This window comes from Streptomyces sp. WELS2, from assembly GCF_013870595.1.
In the GTDB taxonomy this organism is placed as follows: domain Bacteria; phylum Actinomycetota; class Actinomycetes; order Streptomycetales; family Streptomycetaceae; genus Streptomyces.
The window spans coordinates 1-3,312 of sequence record NZ_JACBWZ010000701.1; the positions used below are offsets into that span (position 1 = coordinate 1).

Consider the following 3,312-nt stretch of genomic DNA (forward strand, 5'->3'; position numbering starts at 1 on the left):
CTGGACGCGCGCAAGGCCAACCTGGCCGGCGAGTACTCGGTGTACGGGATGGCCGAGGTGGCCCTGGCCGCCATCGACCTGGTCACGCTGAACATGGACTTCGACACGGGCGCCGACCACGAACAGGTCGTCGCCCGGCTGATCCCGCGCATCGCCGCCCAGGCACCGCACCGGCCCACCGCCGAACACGAGCGCGTGGCCCGCTGGGTCCTGGAGAACCTGATCAACGTCGGCAGTGTGGACCGCGGCTTCCGCGCGGTCTACGGCACCTTCGCGCCGGACGGCACGTACGTCCGCCGCGACTACGACTTCAAGCTCCTCGAGGAGGTCCCCGGCCCCGGCGGCACGGTCTACCTGCGCACCACCGACGAGGCGGTCAACGTCCTGGTCGGCGCCCTCGACACGGACGTCACCAGCGCCCAGATCGCCGCCGAGGTCAAGCTGGAGGTGCTGATCAGCCGAGGACGGCTCGCCGACGCCCAGCTCGCCGCCGAACAGGCCCGCTACCGCACGGTGCAGTACTCCGAGACGCTGCGCCGCGCCCTGGAGGCCACCCGGCGCAACGTCCGCGCGGTCGACTGGCTCAACACCGTCCCCGACATGATCGCCGAGGCCCTGGACCACGTGGCCGAGCGCTACCGCCACGAGAACGCCATCCTCACCAACATCCGCAAGGCCCGCGACGAGACCGAGGAGCCCGAGCACAAGCGCCGCGCCGCCGAGCTGGTCGACATCGTCAAGGACTGCATCCGGCGCCACACCCAGCTCCAGTCGCGCCTGCTGGAGGCCGGTCCGCTGTTCCGCGCCGAACAGGACCGGCAGGCCTTCGCCACCCCGGCGGCGGCGTCCGGGATAGACCTGTACGGCCATCTCGTCGCCCCCGTCCTGCCGTTGCCGCTGGAGCAGGCGATCCGGGTCACCGACGCGTTCTTCGCGCGCGGCACCGGACCGCGCACCCCGGTGTCCGTCCGGGTCGGCGACCTCGTCGACATCCTGCTGACCCCGCCGGTGGAACGGGAGCACCTGGGCGCGGAGATGCCCGAGCCGGACCTGATCGCCACGCCCGACGACAGCCGGTTCAGCGAGGAACAGCTCGCCGCGGCGACGCAGCTGCTGGACCTGCCGCCGGACGCGCCCAGAAGGCTGTCCGGGCTGCTCGCCGAGGCCCGCCGCACCGGCGACCCCGACCTCGCCTACCTGGTGGCGCTGCTGGCCGTCCACGCGGCCAGCCCCGCCGTCGGCACCGCCTACCGGCAGGGCGAGGAGAAGCTGCTGTTCGCCGTCGACGACGGGACCGAGCTGGACGATCCCGAATTCGGCGGGGCCGACCTCATCGTGGGGACGGCCCTGCTGGACGCCGCCGGGATGGCGGCCGACCGGACGGAAGCAGCATGACCGAGCACCACCGCGACAAGGAGCCCAGCCCGTGACCGAGCACGTCGAGTGGAGCGAGGCGGAGACACCCGCCCCGCCGGCGTCCACCGCCGTCACCCCCGCCGACGCCGCCGACGCGGCGCGGCTCGTCGCCTTCGGGCTCCAGCCCAAACTGGCGCCCGCCCGCGACCAGGAGTACACCGAACTGCTGCGCCGCTACCGCGAGGACCCGGCCTTCGCCCGGCTCGCCGACGCCGTCGCCGCCGGACTGGGACTCGTCGTGCTGGAGGTGTCCCCGCGCGCGGGCATGGCCGTCACCGCCGCCGAGGACTCGGTCTTCGCCGTCCGCATGGGCGACTACGCGCGCCGCGCCGCCGCCGACTCCGCCGACCGCTTCCTGCACGGCCTCGCCCACCTCGCCGTCGCCGCGCTGGCGTTCCCGCGCCCCGAGGACCTCGCCGACGACTCCTACATCGGCCGGGTCAGCGTCAACGGCGTCGACGCCTTCGTCCGGCAGGCCTGCCGCCGTCTGGAGGAGCGCGCCGAGGAGCGCGGCGAGAACACCGACCCGGCCACCGACGCGCCCGGCCTGGAGGCCGCCTGGCGGATCTGGGCCCGGCGCAGCGCCACCGGCGCCACCAAGGACGCCCGCCGCCCCGCCGCCTCCACCACCGGCATCGTCGCCAAGGCCCTGGCCTTCCTCACCGACTCCGGCTTCCTGCAGCGCACCGGCGACGACAACGGCGGCACCTACCGCACCACCGCCCGCTACCAGCTCCAGGTCCGCGACATGGCCGGCAACGCCGCCCTGGCCGAACTGTCCGAGCTGGGCGTCGTCCCGGTCACCGACGGCACGGCCACCCTGCTGCCCGCCGAGGACACCGACGACCTGGACCTGGTGGCCGACGCCGGGCTGCCGTTCCACTCCTGAACACCCCGCACCGCACAACCCCGCACCCCCTCCACCGCAAGAACACTGACGAGAGTCCGCCATGTACGAGCTGTCCCGGGTCCGCCTCTACTCCATCGGTCCCGCCGGTGCGCGCTACGCCGACACCGTGCTTGACCTGCGGGGTGTCGGCGAGCCCGTGCCCGACCCGGCGCCCACGCAGGCGGAGTTCTTCGAGGAGGAGCCGTCCGGCCCGCCGCGCCGGCCCGCGCCCGCGGGCGTGCTGTTCCTGGAGAACGGCGGCGGCAAGTCCGTCCTGCTCAAGCTGATCTTCTCGGTGATGCTGCCGGGCCACCGCAACACCCTCGGCGGGGCCAGCTCCGGTGTGCTGCGCAAGTTCCTGCTCGCCGACGACTGCGGCCACGTGGCCCTGGAATGGCAGCACGTGCAGACCGGCGAGTGCGTGGTCGTCGGCAAGGTCAGCGAGTGGCGCGGACGGCAGGTCTCCAACGACCCGCGCAAGTTCGCCGAGGCCTGGTACTCCTTCCGCCCCGGCCCCGGCCTCAGCCTGGACAGCCTGCCCGTCGCCGAGGCCACCGCCGTACGGCCGCCCGCCGAGGGCACCTCCGGCGCGCACGGCCGCCGCCGCACCATGAAGGGATTCCGCGACGCCCTCATGGAGGCCGGCAAGGCCTACCCGCACCTGGAGGTGCACTGGGAGGAGATCCACGAGCGCTGGACCGAGCACCTCGGCGACCTCGGCCTGGACCCCGAACTCTTCCGCTACCAGCGCGAGATGAACGCCGACGAGGGCGAGGCGGCCGGCCTCTTCGCGGTCAAGAAGGACTCCGACTTCACCGACCTGCTGCTGCGCGCCGTCACCGACACCCGCGACACCGACGGCCTCGCCGACCTCGTCAGCGGCTTCGGCAACAAGCTCGGCCGGCGCGCCGAGCTGATCGCCGAACGGGACTTCACCGCCGGCTCGGTCGAGGCAGTGGGTGGCCGAGATCGCCCGTATCAACACCCGCGTGAACGAAGGCGGTTGA

Annotated in this window: 2 protein-coding genes and 1 pseudogene; all 3 read left to right on the top strand. The window is 73.4% G+C overall.

All coding sequences use genetic code 11. From position 1 onward, the window contains the following. Positions 1-1,395 (top strand): hypothetical protein (locus tag H5J33_RS28365; protein WP_181797685.1); only part of this gene is annotated, 1,395 nt, incomplete at its 5' end. Positions 1,396-1,426: 31 nt separating this feature from the next. Continuing rightward, positions 1,427-2,305 (top strand): hypothetical protein, encoded by an 879-nt coding sequence (locus H5J33_RS28370; RefSeq protein WP_181797686.1) that lies wholly within the window; start codon positions 1,427-1,429, stop codon positions 2,303-2,305. A gap of 61 nt (positions 2,306-2,366) precedes the next feature. After that, positions 2,367-3,312, top strand: a pseudogene (locus H5J33_RS28375) (hypothetical protein); the annotation flags it as partial.